The following is a 2,011-nucleotide window of genomic DNA, read 5'->3' as shown; positions in this document are numbered from 1 at the left end:
CGCGCCGCTGGGTGCGACGAATCCGGCGACCGGCACGGGCGAGGTCAGGATGGCCTTGATGATGGTGCGCATCGACGTATCGAGCCCGCCCGGCGTATCCATCTGCAGGACCACGAGCTGGCTGCCATCCTGGGCGGCACGGGCAATGCCGCGTGCAACGTAGTCAGCCGTCGCGGGACCGATTGGGCCGTCTATCGTCAGCAACATGACAGGCGCGGGCGCCGCCCGGCACAGGCAGCAGAACAGCCAGAGTATTGCCGCCGTCAATGCGGGCCGCAGCCCGCCGCAGCGCCGTATGCTTCGCTTGCTGCCGCCTGTGTGTCTTGGCAGCAGGAAATCGCCTGTGTTCGCCACCATGCCCACCTCCCCAGGAATATGCGTTCAGGGTACGCAGGAGAAAAGCGCTGCCTCGAACCATCGAGCGTCTCGCGTCCACCGCCTGCCATGCCGAAGAGAATCCGAGGAAGCAGTGAACAGACAACAATTCGATGGAGGCCCGGGTAAAAAATTCCTTTTTGCGCCCCGCCGTCGTAGTCATGGACCAGCACGGCCGCACGCACCCCAGCCCCCGGCTCCCTAGCGCGGAAGTTTGGGTGTTCGCAATGCAACGTTTTCCTCGAAGTCCATGGTATCCATGTCCGTGTCCGAAGCCGCGGGGCGTCCAAAGAACTTAAGCCAGCCGAAGCCGATGACGCCTGCCGTCAGGGATGCCAGCAGGATTGCCATCTTTGACGCATTGATGACTTCCGCCTGTCCGGCGAAGGCGAGATTGGTGATGAAGATCGACATCGTGAAGCCGATGCCGCCGAGCAGGCCCGCACCGAATACATGCCGCCAGCGCAAGTCGAGCGGCAGCTTGCAGAGGCCGATTGCAACTGCGACAAAACTGAGCAGCGTGATTCCCAGCGGCTTGCCGATCACAAGGCCGGCAAGAATACCGAGGCTGTTTGCCGACGCCAGCTCCAGACTCCAGTCGGAGCCGATGATGATGCCGGTATTTGCAAGTGCGAAGACGGGCAGGATGATGAAGGCTACCGGGGTGTGCAGGAGATGCTCGAGGCGATGCGACGGCGATTCCTCGTCATCCTGCTTTGCTGAGAAGGGAATGGCAAACGCCAGCAGGACGCCGGCAATGGTCGCATGCACACCCGACTTCAGCATCAGTACCCACATCACCGCGCCGCCCAGCAAGTAAGGCGTCAGGGCCATGACGCGCAGGAAGCGATTCATGCACACGAGCAGCCCGAATACCGCAAACGCTCCCAGCAAATAGGCGAGCGACAGCTCTGCGGTATAAAAGAGCGCGATGACGATGATGGCGCCGAGATCATCCATGACCGCGAGAGCCGTGAGAAAAACCTTGAGCGAGGCCGGCACGCGGCTTCCGAGAAGCGCAAGGGCGCCCAATGCGAACGCGATATCCGTGGCCATCGGAATGCCGATTCCCGCCTGTGCAGGCGTTCCTGCATTCAGGCCGAAATGGATGAGTGCCGGTATGCAAATACCGCCGGCTGCCGCAAAAATCGGGAGAAGGGCGTTCTTGAAGTTGGATAGCTCGCCGTTATACAACTCGCGCTCAAGTTCAAGACCGATCAACAGGAAAAAGATTGCCATGAGCGCGTCATTGACCCAGTGCTCGACGCTCAATCCGCCCACGCGCAGCTGCCAGACATCGAGGTAGGCGGGCCCGAGCGGGGAATTTGCCAGTAAAAGCGAGAAAACCGTGCAGATGATCAGCAGAATTCCTCCTGCCTTCTTCGATTCGAAGAACTGCTTGAAGGTGTTTGAAAGTTTCCTTTGGATAGCGGCCATTTTTTTGTCTTTCCAGGACATGTTTTGATGATGGATGGTCGTTTTCAGGTTTGTTGCGGGCTGTCTGCGGATTTCCGGCACGGTGCCGGACAGGAAGCGGGCGCCAGGCCCGGCGGAAGAATTACGGCCACCGCGCGTTTCCGCCCGGACCACAGATGTGGCGGGCGTGGCAGGCGTGGCGCTGGCAGCAGGGGCCAGG

At 60.7% G+C, this 2,011-nt stretch carries 1 protein-coding gene and 1 pseudogene; both read right to left on the bottom strand.

Features of this window, described 5'->3' with window-relative positions:
• Positions 1-357, bottom strand: a pseudogene (locus VFF99_RS19765) (nodulation protein NfeD); the annotation flags it as partial.
• A 219-nt stretch (positions 358-576) separates the two neighbouring features.
• Positions 577-1,812 (bottom strand): Na+/H+ antiporter NhaA, encoded by a 1,236-nt coding sequence (gene nhaA, locus VFF99_RS19760; protein ID WP_325020642.1) that lies wholly within the window; start codon positions 1,810-1,812, stop codon positions 577-579.
• Between the last annotated feature and the right edge of the window lie 199 nt (positions 1,813-2,011).

This window comes from Noviherbaspirillum sp., assembly GCF_035654295.1.
Classification (GTDB): Bacteria; Pseudomonadota; Gammaproteobacteria; order Burkholderiales; family Burkholderiaceae_D; genus Noviherbaspirillum.
The sequence above is the reverse complement of the archived record's forward strand: the minus strand, read 5'-3'. Positions and strand labels throughout refer to the sequence as shown.